Genomic DNA, 26,078 nt, shown 5'->3' with positions numbered 1-26,078 from the left:
GCTCTCGAATATCAATTTTCAATGGAGGGAGATTTAGCAGTAGAACCTAACTGATATTTGAAAACTGACCTTTGATATCTGAGAATTACCTTTCTAGCCCATGCCTGAAGACCAACCACATCCGCACGAAGCGCCGCTCCTCGAAGTCAAAAACCTCAAGGTTTATTACCCGATTCACGGTGGGCTGATGCGGCGCGTGGTGGACCACGTGAAGGCGGTTGATAAGGTATCCTTCCAAGTGAAGAAGGGGACGACTGTCGGGCTCGTGGGCGAATCCGGCAGTGGCAAAACAACGATCGGTCGCAGCATCATCAAGCTTGCGCCAATTACCGGTGGGCAGATCTTTTATCAGGGTAAAGGTGTTGCCCCAGCGCCGACTTATCAGGATGCCGCGTTGGGCGACGACGTAAAGCCTTCGGCGGGGATGGTGGAAATTGGCGGCATGACGCGCAGTGAGTTTTTCCCGTTTCGCAAGAAAATCCAGATGATCTTTCAGGATCCGTTTAACTCGCTGAATCCGCGCATGACCATCGAGCAGATCATTGCCGAGCCGCTGGACATTCATTTTCCGCAGTGGGACAAGGCGAAGCAATCAGCGCGCGTCATAGACCTGTTGGATAAGGTCAATTTGCCCGCCGATAGCCGCAGCCGTTATCCGCACGAGTTTTCCGGCGGTCAGCGTCAGCGCATCGGCATCGCACGCGCGTTGGCGGTCGAGCCGGAGTTGATTTTGTGTGACGAGCCTGTCAGCGCGCTTGATGTTTCGGTGCAGGCGCAGATTGTGAATTTGTTGCAGGATCTGCAGGAAGAGTTGGGCTTGACGTATCTGTTCATCGCGCACGACTTGGCGGTGGTGGAGCACATCAGCGATTACGTGCTCGTGATGAATCACGGCAAGATTGTTGAGCAGGCCAACGCCGATGAGATCTACGCGAATCCGCAGGATTCTTACACAAAAAAGCTACTGGCTGCAGTGCCGACGCTTTAGACAGAACTTGTTTATCCGAGGTTTTCTTGAGCGTCTACCGATGTCGTTGGTTCCAAGCTATGGCTTCGGTTTATCAGGTGCTTCAATAACTTTGTTGCACAAACGCCTAGCAGAATCGGGCCAATGATGAACGCCATTTCCAGCCATGAGGCATTGTGTGCTTGGTCAACACTTTCCCAATCCGATGTGAACGATACCAAGACACCCCAAACGATAAAACCGGACATCATGGCAAGACCTTCGGCGTAACTTTTTCGGGCGGTGCGCAAATAGCCGATGGAAAAGATGAGGCAACCGACAGAGAAGACTAGAATTGGGAGTATAAAGATCAGCCCCAGAAAATTTTCACCCTCCCAGAATATACTCAATAGCGCTGCAAGTGGAGCAGTTAGCATGAGCATGCCCAATACCAGTAGTATCCAGGAGGTTATTTTCAGAAAGAGTTTCATCGTAAGGTTCAAGTTCACTGGCTCTGGTTTTGGGGCGGGGAAATCCTTAATTATTGTCGATCAGTGATTGGTGTTTGGCAATGTTTTTGAGTGATCGATAGAGGGTGAGGTCAAGTGAGCTTGAGTAACTGAGGTTGCGTTTTCTGCTCCGTCGGCGAGTGTTTTAGTCAACTTGTGCATATTGTTTCAAAGCAGCTCAATTTACAACTGGGCCGTAAAAGACGATCAATAGGGCGTAACGCTTTGTAGCTGATACCCGTATTGAAGATCCCCTTGAAGAAACAACAACCAGGCTTTGCGCTCGTTATCGCGCTCGTATTGATGGCTTTCATGGTCATGTTGCTATTGTCATTGTCGACGACTTTGATGGTGGAGTCCAATGCGACTATCGCCAAGAGCCAGGATGCCGAAGCGCGAAGCAATGCCCAGTTTGCCTTGGTGAAGGCGTTAGGAGATTTACAAAAACTCGCGGGACCCGATCAGCGCATCACGGCGCGGGCTGATATTCTAGTCGATGATGCGCCTTATTGGACGGGTGTTTGGTCCAGTGATCCTGACGACGAAAATTACACGACGAGTGGCGATCAGACTCAGGCGGAAATCAAAGATCGCGGCCCAATGAAGTGGTTGGTGAGTATGCAGAATACTGGTAGCAACGCCGCGATGACCGCCTACCAAAATCGCTCTGCCAGCAGCTTGACCGATGACGAGGTGTTGATGACGGATGACGATATTGACGGCCAGGCAATCATCCTGCCCAAAGAAGACATTGTCGGTGATGGCGTGGTCAAGGGACACTATGCCTACTGGGTGTCGGATGAGGGTTTGAAGGCCAGTATTTCAATGGTTCCCGATGATGGCCGATCGAACAACCGCGATGCCCGAAATCCATCGACAATGAATATGAGCGCATTTGATGGCGTCGCAGACTTGGTCAGTGATCCGGGTGACGTGCGTTCGCTTCTGGGGGCAACGAATCATTTATCGGAACTGCCATTGGCCTTGTCGACGGATGACTCCCTCCTGTTGGATTACACGCACGACATGACGAGTCAGTCTCGCGCGCTGCCCGTGAATGTGCGTGACGCCGGTTTGAAAAAAGACCTCAGTGCGGCTTTCAGCGATGCTGGCGATTTCCAGGATTTAATTACCTTCCATGGAAGCTCTCAAGTCTTCGATGCAGAGAGCGGTGTCGCGAACGATCGTGATCCTGGCGGCCCGCGTTGGGAGCAATTGCGCTCGTATTACAACTTACGGCCCAACGAAGACGGTGAGCTCGTTTCACGCGAGCAAACCGACACCGAAGTTGGCCTCTACCCGGTCATCGCGCAATTCTCTCTGCATCATCATTTGATGGTTTATTCTGTGGGCTCCGGGCAGTACCAGCCGCGTTTGTGCGTTTTTCCGGTAGTCGTTTTATGGAATCCCTACAACCAGCCTATCGCTGCGGACACGTATTACCTGAAGGTCACGGATAACAACACCTACGACGGCGCCGAAGGCATGACGATGGAAATCCAGTCGCGCATTTATCTGGAAGAAGACGATGGTCGCGCCGACACCATCACCTACACGAATCCGAATAACGGCAATACTTCCTACTACAAAGAAAGCGACATCTTTCCGGATACGAGTGATCCAATGCGCTTTGAAATTTCCAGCCCGGTCATTGAACCAGGCGAGGCGATTGTGTTCTCTCCAGGCAGCATTACCGAGTGGGATTCCAATCCCGAAACACCGATGCCGCTCGAGCTTGGCTTTCGCGATGGCGAGTTTTTTTACCGCGAGGGCGTGAGTCCATATCATCTGGATGACTTAGGCGTCAGCCAAAACATTAATGAAATGGGCTTACGGATGATGTCGGCCAATTACCTGCGCCTGCGTCTGGCGCGGGAGAGCGTAGCCAAGGTGGAAAATGATGAGCTGTTACAGCATGTGTCCGGGCAGAATTATTTCATTACTGGTTCCGGCAGCACCGGCAAAGGCAGCGTGCTTTGGCCGGCCAACAATGCCTCCCTGATCAGCTCCGCGCAAAGCAATCAGCCGATCATCGCTGGGCACCCTAACTATAACCTGGCAACCTATCCAGCCGCTGGCGCTTACATGCACCTCAAATTGGCGGAGAACTATGCGGAGGTAAACAACAACGACGATCTTACGGACGCACAGCGTGATTTCATGCCGTATGTGAAAATGATCGCCAACTACAACCCTCGCGCTCCCCGCAGCACCAAAAGCCCTTTGGAGTCAGTGGATTACGGTAATAACAATGGCAGCGACTTCGCCTTTAACCCGAACTACTTTGGGAATACGGAAAACTACCATTGGAATAATGGACTGCCTACCAACAATTCTTACTTCGCCTACAATCACGGCGACGAGAAAGTAAACTTCAGCTATTCCGATGATCCGAGCGGAATCGCTGAAGGCGGCTTTATTCTTTATGAAGCGCCTACGGATGAAGATTATTTTTTCTCAATTGCTGACCTCGCGCACGCAAATTTATCACAGCCGTTTGTCAACCCAAACAAGTATTTCAATAACCCGACTAAAACCTACAACGCTCAAAATACATGGCCGGCATACGCCATTGGAAATTCGCTGCAAGATCCGCGCATTCCAGCAGCTCAAACATCGCGCAGCGTGTGGCCGGATAGTAATCCCGATCCCATTGGCTATTATCACTACGATGTCTCTTACTTGTTGAACGACGCGCTTTGGGACGCCTACTTTTTTTCGGCCTACAACGTGGCTGATGCTGTTAGTGATAATGTCCGCTATTCAGTCTCCGATGACTTTGACTTTGGCTGGGATACCTCGGCGAGCAGCCTGTTCATCGAAGGCGCCTTCAATGTCAATTCCACTTCCCAACGTGCATGGAAAGCATTCTTGTCGAGTGCTCAGGTCGCCGCCGTTCAAAGTCGGGCAGGGGAGTTTGACGATGATGATGTGACGCCGTTTCTTCGGGTCTCAGCGCCCGATGGTGACCCCACGCCAGATGACCGCAACACACTCTCTGATGAAATTTACAATGGCTTCCTCACACTCTCACCCAGCGACATCGACCGGTTGGCTACGGCAATTGTCGAGCAGGTGAAACAACGCGGGCCATTTATTTCCCTTTCGCATTTCGTTAACCGAGTCCTGGCGGATGGAGACTATCGCTCCGAACGCGAACAGGAGTATGGTGATTCCGATGATGTCGGCGCGCGTGCGATGATGGTTGGCGCATTGCAGGCTGCGATTGAATTGTCCGAAGTAAATGTCGAAACAGACGAGGGCTTACCGCGTTTCAACGATGAAGCATTTCAACTGACCGAAACCGAAATGTCGCAGTTTTACCGTGAACTTGATATCGACGCTAGTGTCGGGGATCGCGCCACGGGAGCCTTGGGCTACCTGACTCAACTGGATTTACTGGACGCAATCGGGCCATATATTTCAACGCGCTCGGACACCTTCGTCATCCACGCTTATGGCGAGTCCATAAACCCGCTCTCCGGCGAAGTGCAGGCGACGGCTCGTTGCAAAGCCACGGTGCAACGACTGGCGCAATATGTGGATGCAAACAATGCGGCGACTGATGAGTTTGATGCGCTCACTACTACGAACCAAAACTTCGGACGCCAGTTCCGCATCATTGATTTCCAATGGATCGATTAAAGTCATTACTCTCGCTTGCGCTATTGATCGTTGCTTTTTTGAGTGGTGCGGAGGCCTACGCTCAGCGCACACAGGACGCTTGCTCGGTTGAGTTCCAGGTCATGTTGTTCAGTGCTCGCAAGCAAGTTTCTGCTGGCTCCATGCAGAGGCAGCGTGAGCCGCTGGAATTGCCAGAGTTGTTCTACCGTGGCGCGGATGGCTACACTGCGCTCGACATCAACCCTACAACGCTTTCGAAACCATACGACTACGCTGGGCCAACGCAATTCGATCTCTACACGCAGCGTCTTACGGACGATGGCGCGGTCTATACTCCGGTCATCAGCGTGAACTTTGGTTCGGCTTGGAAGCAAGCGATCGTAGTTTTGGTGGCCGACAGCTTGGGCGAGCAAAAGAGCCGTGCATTCGCCATCAATACTTCGACCTCTAATGTTCCCGTTGGCACCATCTTGATCTATAATCTTTCGCTTAAGGAATTGGTGCTCAATGCTGGAACGGACGTCTACAGTTTGCCGCCGCTGGAGCCTGCGTCAGTGCCCATTGGCAATATTCAGAATAACACCTTACCGGTGCAATTGGCGCTGAAAGACAACGACGACTATAAGCTCGTTTACCGTCGAAAGTGGCGTATGCAACCGGAGGTCAGCGGCGTTTATTTCCTCTTCACGCTCAACGACGATGATCGCCGTTGGTTTATGCGTAATGTGATTTTATGAAGACGGTTGCTCCGGAAGACAAAGTTCCGTTCTATCAAAAACTCGCCTATTCTTCAGCCGCTCCCATCGATTGGTTTTCCGTTGGCTTGGCGACTGCTGTTTTATGGATGCCGATCTGGAACATCGCCTATGGTGTGAGCCCGGCGATACTCGGTATAATCCTGCTCATTTACCGCGGTTGGGATGCACTGGCTGATCCGGTGATGGGGAATATTTCTGACAATACGCGGACGCGTTGGGGGCGTCGCCGCCCCTACATCTTTGTTGGTGCGATTCTCACGGCGCTTCTGTTGCCGGTTTTATGGAATCCGCCTGCCGGGCTCACCGACTGGACGCCGCATTTACCGTTCCTGGGTGATGAGCACCAGGTTAACGGGCTCGTCATCTACCTGACAGTCGTTGGTCTGTTGCTCTTCACTGCGTTTACCGTTTGGGCGATGCCGTATTACAGCCTTATGCTGGAGATGACGCCGGATTACGACGAGCGAACGCGTCTTGCCGGCTACCGCACTGCGATCACGAAACTCGGGGTGTTTGTTGGAGGCTGGGTATTGGCGCTGGCGTCGTTGGATTACTTTATTGATCCCGCTACCGGCGAGCCTGATGTCAGGCAAGGGATGGGGGTCGTCAGCTTTGGCCTTGCAGCCCTGGTGTTGATTCTTGGCGTGTTGCCAGCGATATTTGTTAAGGAGCGATATTACAAAAAAGAGGCGGCGCAGCAGAAGAAGGTTTCGATCGTCGCAGGTATAAAAGAGACAATCAAAATCAAGCCATTCTGGCTACTGTGCGGATTCATCTTCTTGTTCATGTTTGGCAATGGCGTGGTGAGTAAACTGGGCATTTACCTGAATATTTACTTCGTCAATGATGGGGAACTGCAGAAGTCTTACATTATCGAAGGTTGGAAAGGCACGGTTGCTGCCGTCGTTGGCATTGCGACGATTCCGCTCTGGACTTGGATCTGCGAAAAGTTCGACAAGAAGTGGGCGATGTTCATGATTCTGGTTTCAGGCTTCATTGGCGCAGGTCTGAATTATGTGTGCTTGCAGCCGGACTACCCGTATCTGCAGCTTGTGCCGGTGGCGTTTAATGCAGGCGTCATCGGCGCGATGTGGTTGATCGTGCCGTCGATGCAGGCGGACATTGTGGACTACGACGAAAAGACGACGCATCAGCGACGTGAAGGGAGCATAAACTCGATCTTTTCCTGGTTCCTTAAAATGGCTTTCACGTTGTCGGCTGGCGTGTCGGGCTTCATCATTGAAGCGACTGGGTTTGATGTGAGCGTTGGCAGTGAGCAGCCGCCGGAAGTACTCACGCGTATGCTGCTGTTTTTCGTTCTCATTCCACTCGGTTTTTGGGGCGTTTCGGCCTACATGATGTGGATTTACCCGCTCAATCGCCAGAAGATGCACGCCATTCGTGCGGAGCTTGAGGAGCGCCGCGGTAAACTTTAACGTCGCTTACGAGGCGCCTTCTTTTTCGATTGGACAGGCTTGGCTTTGGGCAAGCTATCTCCGTCGACCCATTCACCGTTAACCATTTCGATCAGACTGGCTTGATCGGCGCCGTGTTTGCTGGAGCGCACCATCAAGTTGAGTAGTTGCAAGCCCTGACGCAGCAGGATGACGTTGTCTCGGTAGTAGCCTGCTATTTGCCCGATGTATTCCGGGTCCCACATGTTTATGGAAAGAAACGCCAAGTCTTTGGGCATCGAATAGCCGAGCGCTTCCAGAGTTTCGTAATGGTGATGAGTGTCGCCAACCACGACCTCTGGTCGATAGCGTTCAGCCCATTCGCCGACTGCCGCGTGTTGATCGGTGTCGTGGAAATCGTAAAAATGAATTGGGATCGTGTTTTGCGGATTCGTCTCACGATAGTGGCGGCAAAGTACGGCGCTGAGTCGCTGATCCATGGTGAAGGACTCCGGGTAATCTTCGAACAATACTCCAATGCGCTGATAGCCTTCCGCTTTGAGGCGCCGCCAAATATGCTCAATGGCAATGAACTCATCGTGCATGACGATTGGGCAATCGGGCTGCATCGCCGAAACGTTGATGCTCACTGCGGCAAACCGCTTTAAGAGTTCATCGATCTCGTAGGGTGCCTCCGAAATATACGAGAGCACCACACCACTGACTCCCTTGGCTTCAATGCGCTGGATCAATTTCTTAACACTGGGATAGCTGCGCAAGTCCTCGGGAATCAGCGTATAGCCTTGGCTAAGCGCGTTCTCCCGATAGCGCTTATACTCCATGTCATCAGTCTCAGTAAGGTCCTTGCTGTCGTAAATGTAGCTGATGTTCAGCCCCTCGTTGGAACGTCGTCCCCGCCAACGTCGTTCCACCAGTATCTGAAACCCTGGGTCCGGACGATAGCCCATGCGTGCTGCAGCGTCTTTGACTTTTTTAATCGTCGATGCCGCAGTTCTGGGGTCGGACCGTAATGCCCGCGAAATCGTGGCCAGGCTCATGCCCGTTTCTTTGGCGATGTCACGCAGGGTTACGTTCTTATCGGATGTCTTCTTGGGGTCGATGCCGTTATTTTTAAGACTGTTTTTCGAGAGTCAAGCTTGGCGCATCTGGCAATTGAGCGGCAATCCTTGAAACCTGCATCGAGGTGCATGGCGTGGTGAGGCTTTTCGCTGTGGATCTTGTTACATTGTCGTCCCCTTGAACTGACTACGCTGTTGGATATGATTCCATTTCATTAACCCTAACCATAGTTTCGAATGAATATACCCAATTCTATCCCATACGTCCTGGCCTCGCTCATTCTGGCGCCTTTGGCTAACGCTCAAACAACCTGGATTGGCGCGACTGACAGTGCTTTTGCTGATGGCTCCAACTGGTCTGATGGCACACCGAATAGCGAAGGCAATGATGGCTTCATCACCAGCACCGGCCCATCGGTTTCCATTGACAACACTTTCTCCGCGAATGTGACGCAATCTGGCAATACGGTGACGTGGGATGTTACTGCAGCTAAGAATTTCACTGATGGCGTCTACAACTTGAATGGCGGCACATTTGATTTAGCAACGTCCAATATATTAATCCTGAATGGATCGACTTTCAATGTCGCTGGCGGCGCTTTCACTGCAAGTGTTGGTTCCGGTGCGATCCGAATGATAGGGGCCTCTCAGCTTAATATTTACAACACGGTCAACATGCCCTCTACGACGAACAACCAGCGTGATGGCAGTGTGCTCATTGATGGTGCTTCGGCCACCTTCGGCACCTATCTGTTTGCGCTGAACGGCGAAGTGGATCCCCAATTGATGATTCAAAACGGCGGATCGCTTAATGTGAGTATGCTCCAATATGGAGCGAATCCGGGCACTGGTTATGGACAAGTAACGATGGGTAGCGGCGTGAACTCGATAGTCGCAGGAGATACGACTGGTCGCTTTACGGAATTTGACTTCGACTTTGCTTTGGATTCCGTTGGCAGCAGTATCACCGTTTCTGGAACCAGTGCTCCAAGCGAAGCAACTTGGATATCGCAATGGGAAGCGGGTAAGCTGACCATCGCGGGCAGCAATGCGGGCACGTTTGGCGACTACTTCACCTACAGTGGCGAAACGCTTACGCTTACTGCGGTGCCGGAGCCAGGAACCTATGCGCTGCTCTTGGCGATCGGAGTTCTCGGTTTCGCGATACGCCAGCGCCGCCGTTGATTGTCTGGACAGCTAATTCCTTACGTCGAGTCGACGTTCGCGTTGAGTGCGCTGTTTAGAGGGCATTATTTTACTTTGAATCGCAGTACCGTTTTCAGCTTTTCAGGAGCCGTCTTCCGGAAGTCCGACAAGTAAATTTCACGATGTAATTTTGATTGCCGGGTGAGTCCTTGGTTAGTGGCGTAGGCCTCCATTATCTTGAATGTTTCTGCTTCGGTATCGAAAGGTCCTACGTGTAGCATCTGCAAACAAAGTCCTTCTTCGATCTCGGTGAGTTCAACTTCATCGAATAACGGGTTCGGAATCTTCTGCTTTGAAATATCCAGAATTCTGAGAAAATAATCCCTGGTGACAAACGCTGGCTGGCGCAGCATCAGTTCGTAAACTAGATCATCCTTATTGATCTTACCGCTGAAATTCTTTTTGGCTTCGTCGCTAATATCCCAGACGCCTTCTAATGGATACACGGTAAAATCATAATGTCCCTTCGGCGCCATTTCAGGCTTTTTTGCGATCATTTTAATCCCGTATGCAATGGGATAGAGTGCTCGGATTCGTTCATTGAATGGTTCCTTGTTGGGATCGCCCTCACCACGAATGCGAATGAACTTAAATGCAGGCGCCTTTATCAAGGAGGGTATCTGTTTCGGGCAATAAATTTCCTTTTCATGCCGTCTCCATTCATGTTTCGGTTTTATCATACTTCTATAGACGTGAGGTGGAAATCTGGCGTGGATTTGGAACCGTGAAACAGTGGAAATACAACACCAATCTTAAGGAGTTATGCTATCAGATTCGCTTGCCTGGCTAAATTAATTGGATGATTTAGGTCGTTGAAGAAGTCAAGGCTTGGCGAATCGAGATCGAAGGCCAGATTTAGCCCATGCTTGGTTCGGCGGAGGAGATTTCCTATTGGTGATCCGAATGGGTGCGATGTAGCTCTGCGAATGCTGCGGATGGGTTCATTTGTGTAAGTTCGATCGGTCTACGTACTGTTTGGAACGAAAATAATGTTTGCTAAATCTTGGGAAGGATTTGGCCACGTCAGCTTGGAAGTCGTCCAGGTAGCGTTGCAATTCGTCTGATGACCTAGCTAGTCCGCCCCTATGCGACAGATGCCGAATTGGCATAACAATTACACGCCTCTGCTAAACCATAGCAGTGCCGCTGCTAAGGAATGACATTGTCAGTGTTAAGCTTTAGCATGGGCGCTGCTAAGGAATGACACAGGCTGTGCGCTGGCGTGGCAGCGGTCAGGCCGCAAAAAATCCCGCAAGGCTTAATGTCTATGCGGGTTCGCGGGGGGCTTGGAATGGAGCCGGGCATCGGATTTGAACCGACGACCTACTCATTACGAATGTTCTGCTATGGCTGGATTGGTGAAGGGTAGGGGGCACATTGATGGATAGTTGATAGAAAAATGATCTTACTGCATAGAGTTAGCGCTATGAAAATAAGAATGTTTACTTCATTTTTTTCTGTTCATCCAAATGCATAGTGCTGTTATGGACTGATATATGGAGATTGTAGTTATCATTTTGATAGTATTAGCTTTTGGGCTACTGTTTGGCATTGTTGCGCTCGGTAAACGCTTGGAAAATGCTGCCAAGGAAAGCGCGAGCATTGAAGAATCTACTTCGGGTATCCCTGAGAACTCAATAGAGTCTAGAGGGACACTATTAACGGAAGCCGAACAAGTATTCTATGCCACGCTATTGCAGACGGTAAATGGCGCATACGTAGTGATGGCCAAAGTGCGCCTCGAGGATATCGCGCAGGTTAAGAAGGGCATTGATCGAAAAATAGCATTTGGACTTCGCAATCGGATTAAGTCCAGGCACATTGATTTTGTGCTTTGCGATCAAGGCACTTTAGCTTTGCGCGCCTGCATTGAACTGGATGATAGCTCACATGCAAAGGCAGATCGACAAAAGCGCGACGAGATGGTTGATGCAGTTTTAAAACAAGCAGGTGTTTATCTGGTGAGGGTTCCTTGGAGCCCAGCGTATGACACAAAGCAACTCTACCAGCAGATATTTGCCCATGAGGCACCTGTTGTTGGGCAAGGCGCTACAATATCCTGATTTCCGTGTAGTTACCGTCTTTGTCCTTGAGGTGCACTGTGTTTCCATTGTCCAGGACTAGCTCAAATAAAGCGAGTGCGCGTCGAATGACTTCTACATTGGACGTGGATTCAGTGCTAGACTTCATCTTCTCAAGCTTCTCTTTGACTTGAACCGGAAAATCTAGGTTTAGGCGAAATTTATTCTTTGTCTTCATCGTGCGTACGGGCTCGATAGAACAATTGCATTGCTCCTATCCCGCTTAGGAATATTAGCAGGTATGCAAACCAAGGGCCTTGGCTTATCGCAATTGCTGCTATCGCACCTCCGCTAATCAGATGAGCGAGTAGCGTCGCGCTTTGCCACGGGGTGGTGTTGCGAAGGTTGCTAACTTCTTTAAGGTCTTTGAACCCCTTGAGGTGATCTTGATATGACTTTTCAGTTGAGGGAAGGTTGTCGTTTTCCATCTAGTGTTGCTTTGTTCAGCAACAGTTTCTCACAACCTTTGGAAATGGTTTTTGAGGCCATGGTAAGCTATTGCTGAATTGTTAAGTGTGGCAGCTGCCGGAGTAGCTGCGGTTTGGCGAGTTCGTAACCATGATTGTGCGTGTTAGTTAGTTAGTTAGTGCTTTTCGTTTTACTTATTAAGCTGTTGATAGATTTTTACGGCTTACTTTTTATTTCTTAGCACTTTATGAGTTGGTATCTTGTGGCTGTATGTTTCCATACATTAGCCCTACTTTAGCACGTGTTTTTAATGTGTCAAGCGTAAGAATTGAATGTGTTTTTAATGGGTTTTTCCGGTATTTGGATTTGATAGAACATGAACGCTTAAATTCCGAACTGCTCCAGAGCTGAGGTAAAAGATTCGTTGGATGGTTTGTCAGTCGTGATTGGCGCGTGCTTATAAATTTCACCTTCATACATGATGGCTCCATCATGAAGACGCACAAATAGCTTGGGATCTAGTTCATTGAGAACTGACCCATTACTCAAAGTCACAGTCATCGAGGAGTATCGGCAAAAGTCTTTCCGGTAAGGCACGCGGGAATTCATGCGGTATTCGACTGCCCCATTAACGCCCATTGACGTGTAAGTCAGGCTTTCGGGTTCAGTAGGAATCTCTGCTTGCGATGGTGGATTGTTCGCTACCTGCTTGGCTACAGGCGCGGTAGAGGGCTTGGGTTGCTCCTGAGAGGGGTTGTCTTCGCTGGCGGTTAGGAAGGTCGTAGCGCCCGCGATCAGGGCTCCAAAGGCGGCGCGGCGAGCCCAGCGCTTAGCGAAGTTTTTAACCGGCGTGGGCTTGGCGGGTTTGTCGACTTTTTGCATTTCGATCTTGGGCTTTTCCTTGATCGCCTTCACCGCTTCGGACTGGACGTCGTGCGAAACGTAGAACGTGTAAATGCGTTTGTTTTTCCACTTGAGCGCCTTGTCGTATTTGATTTTTGGGTTACGTGCGTCGACCTCGGCAAAGATGTAGGCCGGGATTGGGCAGGTTAAACCAAGGAACTTGATTTTCTCCAGGTCGCGAAACCAGAGGACCGACTGCGCTTTATTGCGAATCTGCGCGAGAATCTCATTAAAGTGGTGGGCAATGAAAACGGTATCGATGTGCAGCTTACGAGCGTGGACAATCATTTCGAGAACCTTGCGGTCCATCTGGCGTTTATCCATCGTGTTGTGGTGCAAGCCTGCTTCGTCAATCACGAGCTTGTTGGGCTTCTTGTGCTCGCCCTTGACGAGTAACTCCACGAAGTGCCCCGCCTGTTCTGGCGTGATGACGACGTATTGCTTGTCGTCCAGTATGAGGCCCTTTTCGTCCTCGAAGAACATTTTGATGCGGTCCCACTTGAGCGGAATATTCGTCATGACGACGCCGCCTTGTTCAAGGGTGTCGAGGCATTCGACTACGCCATGATAGCTCTTGTAACTGCCGAGGGTTCCGGCAAAGACTCGGAAAATTGCGTCTTTCATGTGAGCGTGGGGATAAAGGATTTGATGATGCGGACAGTGGCCATGGTCGCCTTAAGGCCGAGTAGAATAGTTCCCAGCTCAAAGACGAGATCGAGGGGGAAGAAGGTATTCACGGTCACCCAAAAATCCGTAGCGACGCTATCGAGGCCGTGACTGCCGACCGACACATCTAAGGACGATACGGCTTGATCGACTTGGCCCAGCAGCCAGCCCAACAGTTCGTGGAGCTGCGACAAGACCGTGTAGCAGATCGTCAGGAAAATGGTTAACGGCGAGAGGACGACGCCGAGAAAGCCGTCGATGCGCTTCAGCCAGTTGATGAGTTCTTGCAGTGACTTGAGCATTACGCGAAGCCTCCTCTCACGGTTTTGATGGCCGAGACCATGAACATGATAACGACGAGTCCGACCTCAAGCGAGCGAATCAGTTCAATCACGCTTTGGTAGGGCGTCAGATCGATATCGAATGAAAAATCAGCGCCCTTGTAGGAGGCGAACGACATGGAATAAGTGTAGTCGCGGCCGCTGACGGTTGGCAGCGCTTGAGGGTTGGGCACGAGTCCAAGAATCGTCGTTACGGTGCCCTGAATGTCCTCATTCATGGATTCGAATAGCGAATCATCTTGGCCGTTGGTATACGCATCAACGTTGACCGGCCCCGGGTCTTCTGCGCCTTCCACGCCGGAAGTTAGCGCGCTGTTGAGTTCATCAATTGCGTTCTTGGTTGCGGCGTGGCCATTGGAATTGATCGTGGTGTTTTGCGCGATGTAGGCAATGATTTCATCTTGGCGATACTCTTGCGCGGTGTTCAAATCATCGAAGCGCTGAGTCAAGTTATCCTCAGACTGACGCCACATGTTTTCGTCAGTGAGATGCTCTTCGCGGCGGTTGTTGTCATGCCGGTCAATGGCTTCGACAATATCCGTGCTGTCGGCTTCGGGATCAGGGATTGGATTGTTGTCGTAGTCTTCGCCAAACTGATCTTCGCGATCATCCGCAGAAACGAATTCAGGCGACTCTGGCCATTCGGGGAAGAAGTTATTCTCGGGAACGAAAGGCGGCGTTGAGCCTTCGGTCAAGTGAGGCGTTACGCCTTGCTCGTCGGGCGGATCATCTTCGCTGACGGTGAGCGAGGCATAAAACTGGCCCACAAAGGCGGTGCCACCGGCATACTCACGGTAGAGGTGCACGGAAAAGTTTTCGTAGAGCAAACCGGTAAACTGCAAGTTGTGGTTGGCGGGAACAACGACGCTGGCTCCGATCTGCGATTGGGGTTCCGATGCGCCGCCCGTGCCATAGTAGCGGATAACGTAATGATAGGTTACGTCCGAGCCTGTGTCGTTGTAAAAACTGTCCGTTGCGAGTTCCCACCATTTATATTCCTGCGCAATGATCGGCGACCAGTAGCCATCCAGGACGTTATCGGCGTTTTGCGCTAGCATGTAATAATGACTGCCTGCGCGAAAATCTTTGATGACATCATATGTGTAAGGATAGGGGCCAGTGTTCTGCGGGTCGTAATAAATAACAATATCGTCAGTGTCATTCGTTGGGTAGATGTTCATGAAACTGCCGCTCTCATTGGCCCAAACATTGAATTCTACGCGCCACCACCCCTCATTGTCCGGCGACTCATAGACCGCAGTCACGCTCAAGTGTGCGTCCTTATCTGGGTGCTGATAAGTGCCCGTCGGGACATTGGCCGCATGCCCAACAACGGTTAATGCCAAGCAAATAAAAACAAGACATGTCTGCTTGGCGCTCATGATTCGCGGGTGCTCCAAAAGACCGACCAAATCAAAACGACCACGGCGGCAATTTGCTGCTCAAGCGTGATGCGAATCAGAGTGGCCATGGTCTCGGTGTTGTTGGCGATTTGCTGTAGTAGTTCGTTGTCAGTCATGGCTTAGTAAGGTGTCCATTCGTCATCGACGGTGATCTTGCGGGGTGGCTTGCCTTCCTGGTCTTGGACCCAAATTTCGTCGCCAACCTGCGGAGCGGAAGAAGCTCCATCGTCTGTCACCGACTCCCACATGCGGCGGGCAAACTTGATACCCTGTGGCGCGGCAAAGAGTCCGACAACGGCCACGGTGATGCCGAGGCCCAGTCCGAGGATACCCGCAAATTCTGCGGTCATGGAGCTGGTTAAAGAGGAGAAATCAACTTGAGCGAACATGGCGTTTCCTTTCGTGATTAGCGGAAATGGGGCGGAGGAATGAACCCCCGCCCCATGCCGATTAGCCAGCAATGGCTGCCCACATGCGCTTGGCGAACTTCACGCCCTTGGGAGCGGCGAAGAGGCCGACAACGGCCACAGCGACGCCGAGGCCGAGCGCGAGGATGCCCGCGAATTCACCAGTGAGGCCACTGGTAACAGTCGAGTAATCGACTTGTGCGTTAGCGATAACAGGCAGGGACACGAGGCCCACTCCAGCGATTTTCTTGGTCTTAGTCATGGTGGTATGGTGGTGTTGGGGTTGGTTTGGATGTGTGGCCTTAAGCCACGGAGAGATCAGCCGCAGCGCTGAACATGCGCTTGAAAAACAAGACGATGTATTGGCTGGCCCAGATGGAGCCATAGCCCGCAATCCATGTGCTTACGCCTGTCCAGAACTCGGAGTTGAAATCCATTGGTTTGCGTCAATTACGAAAGGTAAACCAAGTTAAGCGGCGGTCGCCTTCGTCCGCGCAGCGCCACCGGCGCTCGCGCTGGACGAAGCCGCTGCGCCGAGGCCCTTCGGGCGAATTTCGAGCTCGGTGACTTCAAGCCAACGGACTTCGGTAAGCTCCGCCACGGTGTTGGCGCGTTCGTTGCCGTTACGGTCCTTATACGTGCCATCGGTTACGCGGTGGCTCTTGAGTCCGCCGACAGAGAAGACGTAATAGGTGTCACGTTCGAGGTCCAAGGGCTCTTGGCCTTCGTTCAGGTTCGACCAGCTCGAATACTGGTATTTGCGGCCATCGGATTCGATTTCGATAGCGGTCTGAACCTTGTAGACGTTGACGCCGTCCACTTCTTTAACGTGTGGCGTGTGCTTAATGGAGATCACCTTGCCTGCAAGCAGGAGGCCCTCCGGATTGTGTTTGCCCTTCAGCTTATCGGCTTCGGGCTCAACAAAGTATTTATTAAGCAGCGCCTTGGAGACCTGCTGGGAGTTGGATTCTTGGTTTGACATAATCTAGGATGAGTTGGTGTTTTCTTACAGTTGCGTGAAAGGGCGCCAGAAGGTCCCGCAAGTGGTGCGGAAGATTCCAGAGACGCCCGAAGAAAGATTCGGTGCTGATGGTTAGCTCGAAGGCCCTGACCTGTTTGCCGTCTTGGGTTTCGTAGACGGTCGTAATGCGGCGAGCCCAGCCCTTGAGCCGTTGGCCAATCGTGGGAGCTTCGGAGCGGTTATCTTTGCCGTGTTGATATTCGTCCTCTAAGCGGTCGAGTTTGTCTTCGATGCGCTCTTCCTTGGGCTTCTCCTGCTTCGGGAAAATGCCCTTGGTTTGAATGAAGCGGATACGCTTGTATTTGAGCAGCCAATTAGGCGGGCCCATGCCTTCTTTGAAGACGTACTTGAACTCGTAACGGCCAATAGCTTCACCGTGCCCAAAGCACTCGATGCGCTCCACATCGACCCCGCCGAGATTCCAGGCGCGCTTGATGATTTCCCAAGGAATGAAGCGGCGCGTATCCAGCAATAAATGCCAGTGCGTCCACTCGGGGGAATCGGGGTGAAACTCAAGTTTCCAGATCCAACGATCAAAGCTGAATCCGTGGCGTGAGAGGTATTCGAAGAACCGCCGCATACGATCTTTGCCAGCCAGATAACCGGCTTCGGGATCGTGGTCGAACTGTTCACGGTCGAGAGTCAGCGTAACGAACAACCAGCCGGTAAAATCGGTAGGCATGCCACGGCGAACCATGTCTTTGTGAACCAGTCTGCCACCACCTTCACAAAGGTAGCTCTTGGCGCGGTAGGGCATCACTTGAATGTCACCGCTGGCCAGATCGGCATTAGCGTATTCATCCTCATAGGCCGTTTCACTACGGCCATTGGAATACGCCTCGGCGCGGTCCATCTTGTTGTGCTTGGGGCTACTCACGACGCAGCCTTCCAGTCTTCGGCTACGCCTGCGACGCGCAGTGGGGTAGCAATTAGATGGAGTCGAAGGGGGTTCAAGACCTCCGCGACAAAGTGAGTAGAAAACAAACGGAAATGATCCCGTCCCAGCGAAGCAAAGCCGCTGGAACGGGTTGGCATGGTGGATTGAGCGCAAAGAGATGCTGGCCGTGACGCGCTATGAGAACACCCACTGTTGGGATGCGTCACGGCCAGCGGGGCAACTGCAACGATTAGCAGGGAAAGAAAAGCCTTCATGCTGCTTGCACCTCCATTGCCTTGGCTGTGTTTCTTAGGTAAGGAACAAGATAGCTATCGCTTCCCTTGCCTTCGTTGAGTCGCTTTAAAATTCGTAAGACCGATGCACGGCGAATGCGCGTAGTCAGCTTGCCCGAACGTCGTGCGCTCGTAAATGCGGCGCAGAGGCGTCGATACCAAACCGGATTGCGGTCGTAGGGAACACGGACCATGTGCCCCTCATGCATCGGACGTGGAGCCGGAGCGAGCACCACCAAAAGTTGATGACTCTCAAGCTCGTTAATCATTTGCTCGATGCCGGTCATTGCTGCTCCCCAATCGTGTTGCCATACTCGGACCACATGCCAGCAGACCATTCTGCCATGAAACGGCCCAACTCCAGAGCCGTGTCTGCTGAATCAACTTCCACGGTCAGAAAATGCAGCCCGTCGTTTCGCTTAGCGGTAAAGCCTGTTAGCTCAAGCGTTCCGGGGTGTCCAAAGTCGGCGAGCTTAGCACTGCATGACTTGACCATCATAATGCTGTTCTCCACCGACTGAAATTCACTGATATACAGTTTGATTGCTTCCATTGCTATTGCCCCTTTGAGCCGTACGGTTTGTAAGAAACGGTGCAAAGCATGCGGCCTGAGCCGTGGCACTGGCCGCATTGCTTCGTGATTTGTTTAAAGTCTTTACCGTGACCGTCCTTTGGTTCGCTCCATGAGTGAGAGCCAGATCCCCGGCAGCTGTCGCAGATGACGACGTAACGTGTTTGCTTCCCCTGCATCGTCATGACCCCTTAAGCGGCGCTTAGGCCGTTGTTGAAATTGTGGATGCGCGGACGAATGCCGCAGCGGTCCAGGCGCATGACTTCGGTTCGCTTGATACGGTAGCCGGAGGGCTTGCCTTTCCTGTTAACGCGACTCGGGAAAGCTTCGATATTCCCGGCGTCGATGTGCTTGCGGATTGTAGACGGGCTTAAGCAGAAGCGACGGGCTACGAAGGAGGGCGTTACCCAGTCTTTGAGTTGGTTCTTCTTGTTCATGTCGTATGAGAATGCATAGGAATCCTACGCAAACAACATAAAAATAGGAATCCTACGCAATGGGTCCCAATGGGATGCATGCAAGTATTTGATTGTGTGTGGCTTGCATGTGCTGGACAAAAGCGAAAAAAAATATAGGGATACTATATTATGGGCAGGAAACAGATCAATGTAACCGTCGAAGACGACCTTAAGCGTGAGTTTGAGGCCGTTTGCGATAGCGTTGATATGCCTGCCGGTATGCTTTTACGTCACGCAGCCCGCGCTATTATCGAATTCTACAATGAGCACGGCTACATTAGTAGCCCCCTGAAGGTTGTTCCTTCGGGCAAAGCAGACTCAGGATTCAGCCCACAGCGTGAGCCCGAAGACAGCCCTTATAGCCCCAAGGCTAAGAAGAAGGCTGCCGTTCGTAAGGCTCAATGACCGATCAGATACACGGGATGAAGCCCGCAGTGTGGGCATACCGGCAGGCTCTGAGGGGTTGTCAGACTCTAGAGGAGTGCAGTGAGATATTACTAATGCTGTCTGAGGAAATAATGCTTCTTGACCAGCAAATTGCTTATTTAGGCCTTGATTTGCCAGAATGGGAATTGCCAAAGATGAGTAGTCTATCTCTAGGGAGTGCGTTTGAGGTAGGCCTTACGCTGTGCTGCCGTCTTGAGTGTTTAAAACTTCATATCCGTGAGACAAGTGGCGGCAGGGAATGGCCGTGGCGTGCATATGATGCACTATCTATACATGATGGTCTAGGGCTTTGACTTGCAGTCAACTTGTAGTTAAGATATACTAGTTAACGCCCATAATAATTCATGTTTAGACGCTCCAGATATGAGCTGCCTGCTTAGGATATATGATTCTTCAGATTTGCGCTTGTTGGTGAGGGTAATTTTAGTTGGACCAATATTCCGTATGCCATCTTTTTCATTTATAGTTTTTTTCGAGAACTCTTTTACTAAAGATTTTGTGTCATTTGATTTGATTAGACTTTCAATGCTTTGCGGTAAAATGTTGTTTTTAAAAGAGTAAAACACTTCATTGCTGTCAAATTCTGCTGTGCCATCTTCGCCCTGACTGCATAGCCCAACTGCAAAGTTGATACAGCCTTTATAGTTTAGACAATCGCTCTTGGGAGTTTTGTTCATCAACTTTAAGCGATGGATAAACGTTTTGTTTGTGACTGCAGAAAAGTTTACTAGGCCTATGATTTCTGTTAGGCTGGGCGGATTATTTCTGTCTGAGAAATAGGCCTCGAGTTTGTTTTCAGAGAGTAGAAAATAGGGGTATAGATCGTCGGTTTCAGCCTCGTATTTTTCAATTCTGTCGGACTGCCTTGCTGAAGATCTGTTTGGTTTTTCTTTCAACTTTCCGTGGTGTCTGTCAAAGCTGAGGATATGCCCCACTTCGTGAGCGATCGTCTCTCTTAAATCCTTATCCAGTGGCTTATTTGATGATTCCGCGATGATGGCTTCCTCATTTGTCTTGAAGCTTTCTTCATCAATTAAAATTAGCCATGGGTTTTTCTTTGATCCGTCGGTTTCACCATGTTCGTTTTTTGCTGACATTAGCATGCCTTCGACTAGCAAGGGTCTAATCATGATCTCAGCATTGAATTTATTTAGTAAACTATTTGCTGTTACGTAACCATAACTATCTGCGCATGAATTACCTGCGGCTATAAATTTATGAACTATAGTATCCCTCATTGCTGTGCAACTTGTCTCTGTTTATAGGTTTGAAGCATCTCTTGATATCTGCTTCAGCTTTTTTTCGCTTATTGAGCTATGATTGCGGTTAGAATCTTTGTTCAGTGAATATTTTTGATTACCCAAATCGGAGAGGTCGTATCTTTTGAATTGTTCTAAGATGAAGCTTAGTTTTTCTGGACTGTCTTCTCTATGCTTTAGTTTGAAGGACTTATAATGATCGTCATACCTAATGGTTTTTCCAGTCATGGGTATGTATTGTTTGTAAATTCTATCGCATTCTTTTTCGAAGGGTGTCCACCGTATGTGAACCTGCGTAGGTTTCGAGATTGTTTCTTCGTCTTTTTCTGTGCTTTTTGCTAATAGGCCTTTGAGATATGGAAGGTATGTTTTGTTTAGCTTTAGTTCAATAGCCTTAAAGGCATCATAGCATTTGTTTGAATCAACTATATGCGACAATAGTATTAAGTAGAATTGGAACCAGTATGGCTTAAGGGCTGATTCTGCCTTATCGATATACGTTTTAATGTTTAAATTATTTATCTTCCCAGATTCATGTCTCAACACGGCTTCATGCATGCAAAATTCATTCACTGATTCAATTACCCCTTCCCCGGGGGGGATGGCATTCATAATCGAATTTTCTGCTTCTGGAGATCTGTAAAAAGACTCGATAGTCTCTTTTGCGTTTTTGAAGTCTCTTTCGTATAGGTGCATGGAGCCTGCAAAGTATACGAGTTTGCCGCATTTTACGCCAACATTATTGGCAACTATTTCTGCGAGCATTGAGAATTCAAAAATATTGTATGGCATCAACATAAACGCGTTGTTAGAGCGCATGATGATTGATGTAATAAGTTGTTCTTCCCTAATGTGAAAAAAAATGCCGAATGCGCATGGTATATCCCGGGAATTTCTTGCAGAGTCTTCGGGATAATAAATAGATACCGCAGCCCTTCTACTAGCGGGGTTTCTGCGTAATTCTTCTATGCAGGATACTAGTTGGTCAAGGCCTGGTCTGGCATTTCGCATTCGTTTGCCATAGCTTGAGCCAGGAACTATGAGGCCATCGTCACTAAATTTGCCTACAGCCTTTGTGTAGAATGCGATGTCTTGCAATCTATCATTCCCAGAAATGAGCCAAGTGAAACGAGCAACGGCCAGAGGTAGGCGGAATTTGAGATGTGGATTGGTCGTTAAGCGGGCGAGTGGGTTTGTTATGGTTAGTTTGTAACCAATTATTTCTTTAGTCTTATGGCCTGCCCCAGTGGACTTGGTCGTGTTAGGGTCAATAATGTCTGACCCTTCTCGTATAAGGTTAGATAGTGTATGGACTACTGCTTCTTCTGAATTATTGGCTACACTTTCACCATTCTTAGCTTCTTTTACCATAGAATGACGAAAACACTAATTATCAGCTTAACGCAAGATTTTCTGAGCTGTTTCCCGTGGTTGTAGCGGGCAAGGTTTCTGACCGTTTTTGAATGATATTTGAAACTATTGCCGCAATCTCCTCATTCGTTTCGTAGGGGCATTGCCATGTAGATGATTGAGTTTCGAGAAAGCCTCTAATGAATCGACTTACCATCTTGCCTGATTGCCAGACCGCGATGATTGGAATGCCCTTGTTCGCAGCAAGAGCTATTTCAGCGCCTACTCCATGGGATGGCTCATCTAATATAGCTAGAACATAGTTAGCTGAAAACATGGCATCAATATCGTCCTCGAAAACATCTGTCGGCTTGGATTCAATGTTGATGACGGGGTCAGTTTTTTTATGAGGCAAATACGGTTGGTAGCCCAAATGCCGCAGTTCGTCAGCGATATTTTCATATAGCAGTCTTGCATTTTTGAGATCGGAGGAGGCCGCAAGGGCTGATGAGATATATATTCGTGAACTCACTTTTTAAATTATGCCTTCGTTTTCGAGTATTTTGATCGTCTTGTCTGCGCGTTCAATCGGGTTTCCTGATATGGTGCTAAAATTTATACCAGTATTGAGTAATGATTCTTTTATGTCTTTATCGATTTGCCTTTGGAATGCCTTGTCATCTTCTCTTACATCGTCCTGCTGAAGTGGTATTTCGATTGGTATATATAGGATTAGTCTATATGCTGACAGGGAGTCAGCTACTGCGCTGAACAGTATATCCCTTAGTTCTATAAATTCTTTAGTGGCATTGAATGTATTCTTGGTATAGATCCAATGATCGAGGATAGTCCGATCACTAAGTGTTATTCTGGAGGTTGCAGCACGTTCCCTCGCAAGCTGCAACATCATTAACATGGTTTGTTTACTTAACGTATTTTTATCTCGATGAAAAGCATCATCCCCTAGTTGCCGGCAAATTTCTCGGGGTATTTCACTAATTACCGAGTGATCAAGGCCTTTTGAATTCAGGGACCTACTTAAGTCATTGATGAGAGTGGTCTTGCCGGTTGAGTGCGACCCGGTTATGGCGATAAGCTGTGTGTTTGACGGCATCTTTAATCGGTGTATTGCTGACGCGGGTTAATCTCGAGAAAATCTAATAAATCAGATTCGGTGACAAGTTGATAATAGTGTCTGTAGATGATTTCAGGTGTGTTTCCAGCTTCTCTTGCTGTCGATCTTTCGTTCTGGGTCTCAGCAAGACGATATGATATCCAGGTATGTCTTAGGATGTCGGTGCACCAAGTGTTTCGTAGGCCGGCCTTTTCAATTGCTTTGTCCTGTAGCTTGCGGAAGTTAGCTGGTTTTATTGGCTGATAGGCGAATGAATCTAACCATCTACGTAGTGTTGGTATCATCGGAACAATGCGAATAGCACGGCGACCTCTAATCTTTCCCTGGGCGACACGAATTCCATCTTTAAGTATGTCGCTCTCTGATAGATGCTCCTGTTCGCTTGGGCGTAAACCCGCAAAGAGTCGCAATGCTACTGCTCGAGCAATTCGCCCGCCTTCGATTTTCTCGACAGCTGCCATGAATCGTGCCGCTTCCTCAGGTGTTAGGATTACAGGTTGCTTGGCGTCGATGGTTATCGAGTCGAAGCTCTCTAGTGGGTCTGTGCTCATCCATCCTCGCTTCCGGCAATAGCCAAAGAATACGCTCAATGTCGCCTGATAGCGCTTTATGCTGGCGGGGGATAGGTGAGGGCGGGATAGGTAGTCGCGGCAATTCTCAGGCGTTACGGCGCCGACATGCTCAGCGAGTGAGAACTTCCGGAATTCCTTCAAGCGGTTTTCGTGCTCTTGGAGTGTCTTAGGGCTACGATTGGCGCGGCGCTTGGCGGCGATGAAGTCATGTATGGCTTCGAGGAAGTCCTTTTCGGCGCATTTGGGGTGACGTTCGAGCCAGTAGTCGACTACCTCGGATAGCGATACGTCGTAGGGATCAAGGCGACGTTTAGCGGCTATGTAATCCGCTCTGGCTTCAGCTCCAAAAACAACACCTTCAATGCCCTCAGCTGCAATCGCGTCATTGAGCCGGTCCACCTCCGCTTGGGCCTTTTCTTTGTCCGAGTAGTGCTTGCGGATTGGCTTCTTACCGGGCTGGTTCAGGTAGACCTGCCACGGTGTAGAAGGGTGGTTGATTTTGTAGAGTCTAGCGCCTTTGCGTTTACGTCCCATCGTTGACAAAGAATTGATAGATAACTTGGAAAAACTGCCGAATTTTGAATGTATGAGCAGTGGTATTGCTATCACTCTGCCAGGGCGCAAAAAATCCCGCAAGGCTTAATGTTCATGCGGGTTGTGGGGGTTCTTGGAATGGAGCCGGGCATCGGATTTGAACCGACGACCTACTCATTACGAATGAGTCGCTCTACCAACTGAGCTAGCCCGGCAACCAAGAAAGCGAAAATAAACAACATTCTTGGGAGGGCGGGTCAAGGACGAAAATCGCGTTGTTCCAGACTCTGTCGCCGTCTGTTTGTTGTATACTGCCTCGCAGGCTTGCTTTAGCGGTCCGGGTGCCCATGGTGTGGGGATGCGTTTTCTAGAGAGTCGTTTGAGGCGGGTTATGCTCATGGGAGTTATCGGTTCGTTGTGGCTGTTTGGTGGGTGTGCGCACCAACAGACGGATGCTTTACAGGGAGACACTAAAAACCGCCGTGAATTTGATCGCCTGCTCGATAGCGTGGTGCGGCTCGACGTGTGGGAAACCACGTTTGAGGGCGGCGCCAAGCGCACGGCGCGGGGGGTTGGCAGCGGTGTCATCATGACTGAAGATGGGGTCATTTTGACCAATGCTCATGTGGTGAATCCCTATGCTGAGCGTATTTCGGTGACGTTGAACAACCTCGAACGCGTGCCGGCGAAGCTGATCGGGTGGGACCATTGGACAGACCTTGCGGTAGTCCAGTTGGACGCTGATGAAATTGCCAAGCGTGGATTGAGTTTTTCGCATGCCGAGTTTGGAGACAGCAGCAAGCTTCGGCCCGGTGAGACAGTCTATGCCGTTGGCACTCCCAATGGTCTGACACGCACAGTGTCCCGTGGGATTATCTCCAACACAAATCGTTTCTTTGAAGGCCGCACGGTGGGGCAGGGCTACGAGACCGGAGCCTTCAACACTTGGTTGCAAACCGATGCGGCGATCAATCCAGGGAATAGCGGCGGACCACTGGTGTTGCCTAATGGTCAGGTAATCGGCATTAATACACGCGCCTACCTCGGAGCAAACAACCTGGCGTTTGCAGTGCCAAGCGATATCGCACGCGAGGTGCTGAGACAGTTGCTGGAGACGGATTCCGTGATTCGTAGCTATGTGGGAATCACGCCGGGGCCGTTACAGGATCTGGAGAATTTCTACCAGCTTGAGGCGAATCGCGGCATGTTGTTGCAGAGCATCGACCCGGGGTCGCCTGCGAGCAAGGCAGGCATGAGCCCGGGAGATATTGTATTGAGCATTAATGGAGAGGCGGTTGATGGGCGTTTCCCGGAGCAGTTGCCAGCGATCCAGAACTCTATTGCTAGCCAACCGGTTGGTAGCGACATTGAGTTTGTTGTACGCCGCGGTGATAAAACGCAGACTATGATGCTTATGACCGAGCCGCTGGAGAGCCGGGTTGGCGCGATGGAAGCATTTGAAAAATGGGGCGTTAGTGTGCAGCGTATATCGAAGGCTGTGGCGCGGGAAGAGAAGTTGAAGTCCAGCGACGGCGTTCGGGTGATGGGGGTGCAGGCTGGTTATCCGGCGGCTGAAGCTGGCGTTGGACGGGGGGACATTATTTTAAAAGTCGGCGATAAATCGATCACGACGCTGGATTCCCTCAAGGAGGCTTACGAGGCATGGGTGGCGAAACCAGAGAAGGTTTTAATCGAGGTCGACCGTGGGCATCAGGCATCCTATCTAGTGCTGAAACCTCGCTAGGGCCAACGGACATTCATTCTGAGCGCCAAAGGCGCGGTTTTATTCTAGCCTAGGGTCAGCAAGGAGCGCAGCGACGAAGCGCAGCCCTAGGA

General features: G+C 50.3%; 30 protein-coding genes and 1 tRNA gene. 8 read left to right on the top strand and 23 right to left on the bottom strand.

The features are described 5' to 3' along the window. Positions 1–100: 100 nt before the first annotated feature. A complete protein-coding gene (locus RBB63_RS20570) occupies positions 101–988 on the top strand; it encodes an ABC transporter ATP-binding protein (RefSeq protein WP_309387076.1) in 888 nt (295 codons plus the stop codon). A gap of 11 nt (positions 989–999) precedes the next feature. Here RBB63_RS20570 and RBB63_RS20565 read toward each other — a convergent pair whose 3' ends face one another. Next, the gene (locus tag RBB63_RS20565) at positions 1,000–1,437 is read right to left on the bottom strand and encodes a hypothetical protein (protein ID WP_309387075.1); all 438 of its coding nucleotides are present in this window, start codon (positions 1,435–1,437) and stop codon (positions 1,000–1,002) included. A gap of 273 nt (positions 1,438–1,710) precedes the next feature. Between RBB63_RS20565 and RBB63_RS20560 the strand changes: the two genes are divergently transcribed. From RBB63_RS20560 to RBB63_RS20550, 3 genes are read left to right on the top strand one after another with little or no spacing between them, the layout of a single operon-like run. After that, positions 1,711–5,100 carry a hypothetical protein gene (locus tag RBB63_RS20560; RefSeq protein WP_309387074.1) on the top strand — a complete coding sequence of 1,130 codons (3,390 nt, stop codon included), beginning with the start codon at positions 1,711–1,713 and terminating at the stop codon, positions 5,098–5,100. Continuing rightward, on the top strand, positions 5,088–5,816 hold the full coding sequence (locus RBB63_RS20555; protein WP_309387073.1) for a hypothetical protein: 729 nt from the start codon (positions 5,088–5,090) through the stop codon (positions 5,814–5,816). The genes RBB63_RS20560 and RBB63_RS20555 overlap by 13 nt, the downstream gene beginning before the upstream one ends. Further along, positions 5,813–7,273 carry an MFS transporter gene (locus RBB63_RS20550; RefSeq protein WP_309387072.1) on the top strand — a complete coding sequence of 487 codons (1,461 nt, stop codon included), beginning with the start codon at positions 5,813–5,815 and terminating at the stop codon, positions 7,271–7,273. Before RBB63_RS20555 ends, RBB63_RS20550 begins: the two co-directional genes overlap by 4 nt. Here RBB63_RS20550 and RBB63_RS20545 read toward each other — a convergent pair. Further along, on the bottom strand, positions 7,270–8,307 hold the full coding sequence (locus RBB63_RS20545) for a LacI family DNA-binding transcriptional regulator (protein ID WP_309387093.1): 1,038 nt from the start codon (positions 8,305–8,307) through the stop codon (positions 7,270–7,272). The two genes, RBB63_RS20550 and RBB63_RS20545, sit on opposite strands and share 4 nt — an antisense overlap. Positions 8,308–8,547: 240 nt before the next feature. Here RBB63_RS20545 and RBB63_RS20540 point away from each other — a divergent pair, with 240 nt between their 5' ends. Beyond that, a complete protein-coding gene (locus RBB63_RS20540; protein WP_309387071.1) occupies positions 8,548–9,495 on the top strand; it encodes a PEP-CTERM sorting domain-containing protein in 948 nt (315 codons plus the stop codon). Positions 9,496–9,560: 65 nt separating this feature from the next. Here RBB63_RS20540 and RBB63_RS20535 read toward each other — a convergent pair whose 3' ends face one another. Next, the gene (locus tag RBB63_RS20535) at positions 9,561–10,196 is read right to left on the bottom strand and encodes a GyrI-like domain-containing protein (RefSeq protein WP_309387069.1); all 636 of its coding nucleotides are present in this window, start codon (positions 10,194–10,196) and stop codon (positions 9,561–9,563) included. An 816-nt stretch (positions 10,197–11,012) separates the two neighbouring features. Between RBB63_RS20535 and RBB63_RS20530 the strand changes: the two genes are divergently transcribed. Then, positions 11,013–11,579, top strand: coding sequence for a DUF2726 domain-containing protein (locus tag RBB63_RS20530; RefSeq protein WP_309387068.1), 567 nt, complete (start codon positions 11,013–11,015; stop codon positions 11,577–11,579). Here the strand turns inward: RBB63_RS20530 and RBB63_RS20525 are convergent. The 14 genes from RBB63_RS20525 to RBB63_RS20460 form a co-directional block, all read right to left on the bottom strand. Continuing rightward, positions 11,566–11,706 carry a hypothetical protein gene (locus tag RBB63_RS20525; RefSeq protein ID WP_309387067.1) on the bottom strand — a complete coding sequence of 47 codons (141 nt, stop codon included), beginning with the start codon at positions 11,704–11,706 and terminating at the stop codon, positions 11,566–11,568. The two genes, RBB63_RS20530 and RBB63_RS20525, sit on opposite strands and share 14 nt — an antisense overlap. Before the next feature lie 52 nt (positions 11,707–11,758). Then, positions 11,759–12,025 (bottom strand): hypothetical protein, encoded by a 267-nt coding sequence (locus RBB63_RS20520; protein ID WP_309387065.1) that lies wholly within the window; start codon positions 12,023–12,025, stop codon positions 11,759–11,761. A 364-nt stretch (positions 12,026–12,389) separates the two neighbouring features. Then, the gene (locus RBB63_RS20515) at positions 12,390–13,532 is read right to left on the bottom strand and encodes a zonular occludens toxin domain-containing protein (RefSeq protein WP_309387063.1); all 1,143 of its coding nucleotides are present in this window, start codon (positions 13,530–13,532) and stop codon (positions 12,390–12,392) included. Further along, the gene (locus RBB63_RS20510; protein ID WP_309387062.1) at positions 13,529–13,876 is read right to left on the bottom strand and encodes a hypothetical protein; all 348 of its coding nucleotides are present in this window, start codon (positions 13,874–13,876) and stop codon (positions 13,529–13,531) included. The genes RBB63_RS20515 and RBB63_RS20510 overlap by 4 nt, the downstream gene beginning before the upstream one ends. Next, the gene (locus tag RBB63_RS20505; RefSeq protein WP_309387061.1) at positions 13,876–15,261 is read right to left on the bottom strand and encodes a hypothetical protein; all 1,386 of its coding nucleotides are present in this window, start codon (positions 15,259–15,261) and stop codon (positions 13,876–13,878) included. The genes RBB63_RS20510 and RBB63_RS20505 overlap by 1 nt, the downstream gene beginning before the upstream one ends. Positions 15,262–15,293: 32 nt before the next feature. Further along, a complete protein-coding gene (locus tag RBB63_RS20500; protein WP_309387060.1) occupies positions 15,294–15,434 on the bottom strand; it encodes a hypothetical protein in 141 nt (46 codons plus the stop codon). A 3-nt stretch (positions 15,435–15,437) separates the two neighbouring features. After that, complete coding sequence (locus RBB63_RS20495) at positions 15,438–15,707, bottom strand: hypothetical protein (RefSeq protein WP_309387058.1); 270 nt, start codon at positions 15,705–15,707, stop codon at positions 15,438–15,440. A gap of 61 nt (positions 15,708–15,768) precedes the next feature. Further along, positions 15,769–15,987 carry a hypothetical protein gene (locus RBB63_RS20490; RefSeq protein WP_309387057.1) on the bottom strand — a complete coding sequence of 73 codons (219 nt, stop codon included), beginning with the start codon at positions 15,985–15,987 and terminating at the stop codon, positions 15,769–15,771. A 40-nt stretch (positions 15,988–16,027) separates the two neighbouring features. Next, positions 16,028–16,162, bottom strand: coding sequence for a hypothetical protein (locus tag RBB63_RS20485; RefSeq protein WP_309387056.1), 135 nt, complete (start codon positions 16,160–16,162; stop codon positions 16,028–16,030). A gap of 32 nt (positions 16,163–16,194) precedes the next feature. Beyond that, positions 16,195–16,707: a hypothetical protein gene (locus RBB63_RS20480; RefSeq protein WP_309387055.1), complete on the bottom strand. Its 513-nt coding sequence runs from the start codon at positions 16,705–16,707 to the stop codon at positions 16,195–16,197. Then, positions 16,658–17,623, bottom strand: a complete 966-nt coding sequence (locus RBB63_RS20475) for a rolling circle replication-associated protein (protein ID WP_309387054.1) — start codon at positions 17,621–17,623, stop codon at positions 16,658–16,660. Before RBB63_RS20475 ends, RBB63_RS20480 begins: the two co-directional genes overlap by 50 nt. A gap of 271 nt (positions 17,624–17,894) precedes the next feature. Further along, complete coding sequence (locus tag RBB63_RS20470) at positions 17,895–18,185, bottom strand: hypothetical protein (RefSeq protein WP_309387053.1); 291 nt, start codon at positions 18,183–18,185, stop codon at positions 17,895–17,897. A gap of 14 nt (positions 18,186–18,199) precedes the next feature. Further along, the gene (locus RBB63_RS20465) at positions 18,200–18,469 is read right to left on the bottom strand and encodes a hypothetical protein (RefSeq protein WP_309387052.1); all 270 of its coding nucleotides are present in this window, start codon (positions 18,467–18,469) and stop codon (positions 18,200–18,202) included. Between the two features lie 209 nt (positions 18,470–18,678). Then, complete coding sequence (locus tag RBB63_RS20460; protein ID WP_309387051.1) at positions 18,679–18,924, bottom strand: MerR family transcriptional regulator; 246 nt, start codon at positions 18,922–18,924, stop codon at positions 18,679–18,681. Between the two features lie 150 nt (positions 18,925–19,074). On the opposite strand from RBB63_RS20460, the gene RBB63_RS20455 reads away from it, so the two are divergent. Then, positions 19,075–19,350 (top strand): hypothetical protein, encoded by a 276-nt coding sequence (locus tag RBB63_RS20455; RefSeq protein WP_309387050.1) that lies wholly within the window; start codon positions 19,075–19,077, stop codon positions 19,348–19,350. Positions 19,351–19,703: 353 nt separating this feature from the next. Here RBB63_RS20455 and RBB63_RS20450 read toward each other — a convergent pair whose 3' ends face one another. From RBB63_RS20450 to RBB63_RS20425, 6 genes are all read right to left on the bottom strand, one after another. Beyond that, complete coding sequence (locus RBB63_RS20450) at positions 19,704–20,630, bottom strand: hypothetical protein (protein ID WP_309387049.1); 927 nt, start codon at positions 20,628–20,630, stop codon at positions 19,704–19,706. Positions 20,631–20,651: 21 nt separating this feature from the next. Next, positions 20,652–22,022: a thymidylate synthase gene (locus RBB63_RS20445; RefSeq protein WP_309387048.1), complete on the bottom strand. Its 1,371-nt coding sequence runs from the start codon at positions 22,020–22,022 to the stop codon at positions 20,652–20,654. Between the two features lie 22 nt (positions 22,023–22,044). Beyond that, entirely contained in the window at positions 22,045–22,533 is a 489-nt protein-coding gene (locus tag RBB63_RS20440; protein WP_309387047.1) for a nucleoside 2-deoxyribosyltransferase, read from the bottom strand. Between the two features lie 3 nt (positions 22,534–22,536). Beyond that, positions 22,537–23,115 carry an ATP-binding protein gene (locus RBB63_RS20435; RefSeq protein WP_309387046.1) on the bottom strand — a complete coding sequence of 193 codons (579 nt, stop codon included), beginning with the start codon at positions 23,113–23,115 and terminating at the stop codon, positions 22,537–22,539. A gap of 2 nt (positions 23,116–23,117) precedes the next feature. Beyond that, entirely contained in the window at positions 23,118–24,242 is a 1,125-nt protein-coding gene (locus RBB63_RS20430) for a tyrosine-type recombinase/integrase (protein ID WP_309387045.1), read from the bottom strand. Between the two features lie 139 nt (positions 24,243–24,381). After that, positions 24,382–24,457: transfer RNA gene (locus tag RBB63_RS20425), tRNA-Thr, on the bottom strand. Positions 24,458–24,639: 182 nt separating this feature from the next. Here RBB63_RS20425 and RBB63_RS20420 point away from each other — a divergent pair. After that, entirely contained in the window at positions 24,640–25,986 is a 1,347-nt protein-coding gene (locus tag RBB63_RS20420) for a trypsin-like peptidase domain-containing protein (RefSeq protein ID WP_309387044.1), read from the top strand. Positions 25,987–26,078 lie beyond the last annotated feature (92 nt).

Source organism: Cerasicoccus frondis (assembly GCA_031296915.1).
GTDB classification, from domain to species: domain Bacteria; phylum Verrucomicrobiota; class Verrucomicrobiia; order Opitutales; family Cerasicoccaceae; genus Cerasicoccus; species Cerasicoccus frondis.
Note: the sequence above shows the minus strand (reverse complement) of the source record. Positions and strands in the feature narration are given on the sequence as shown.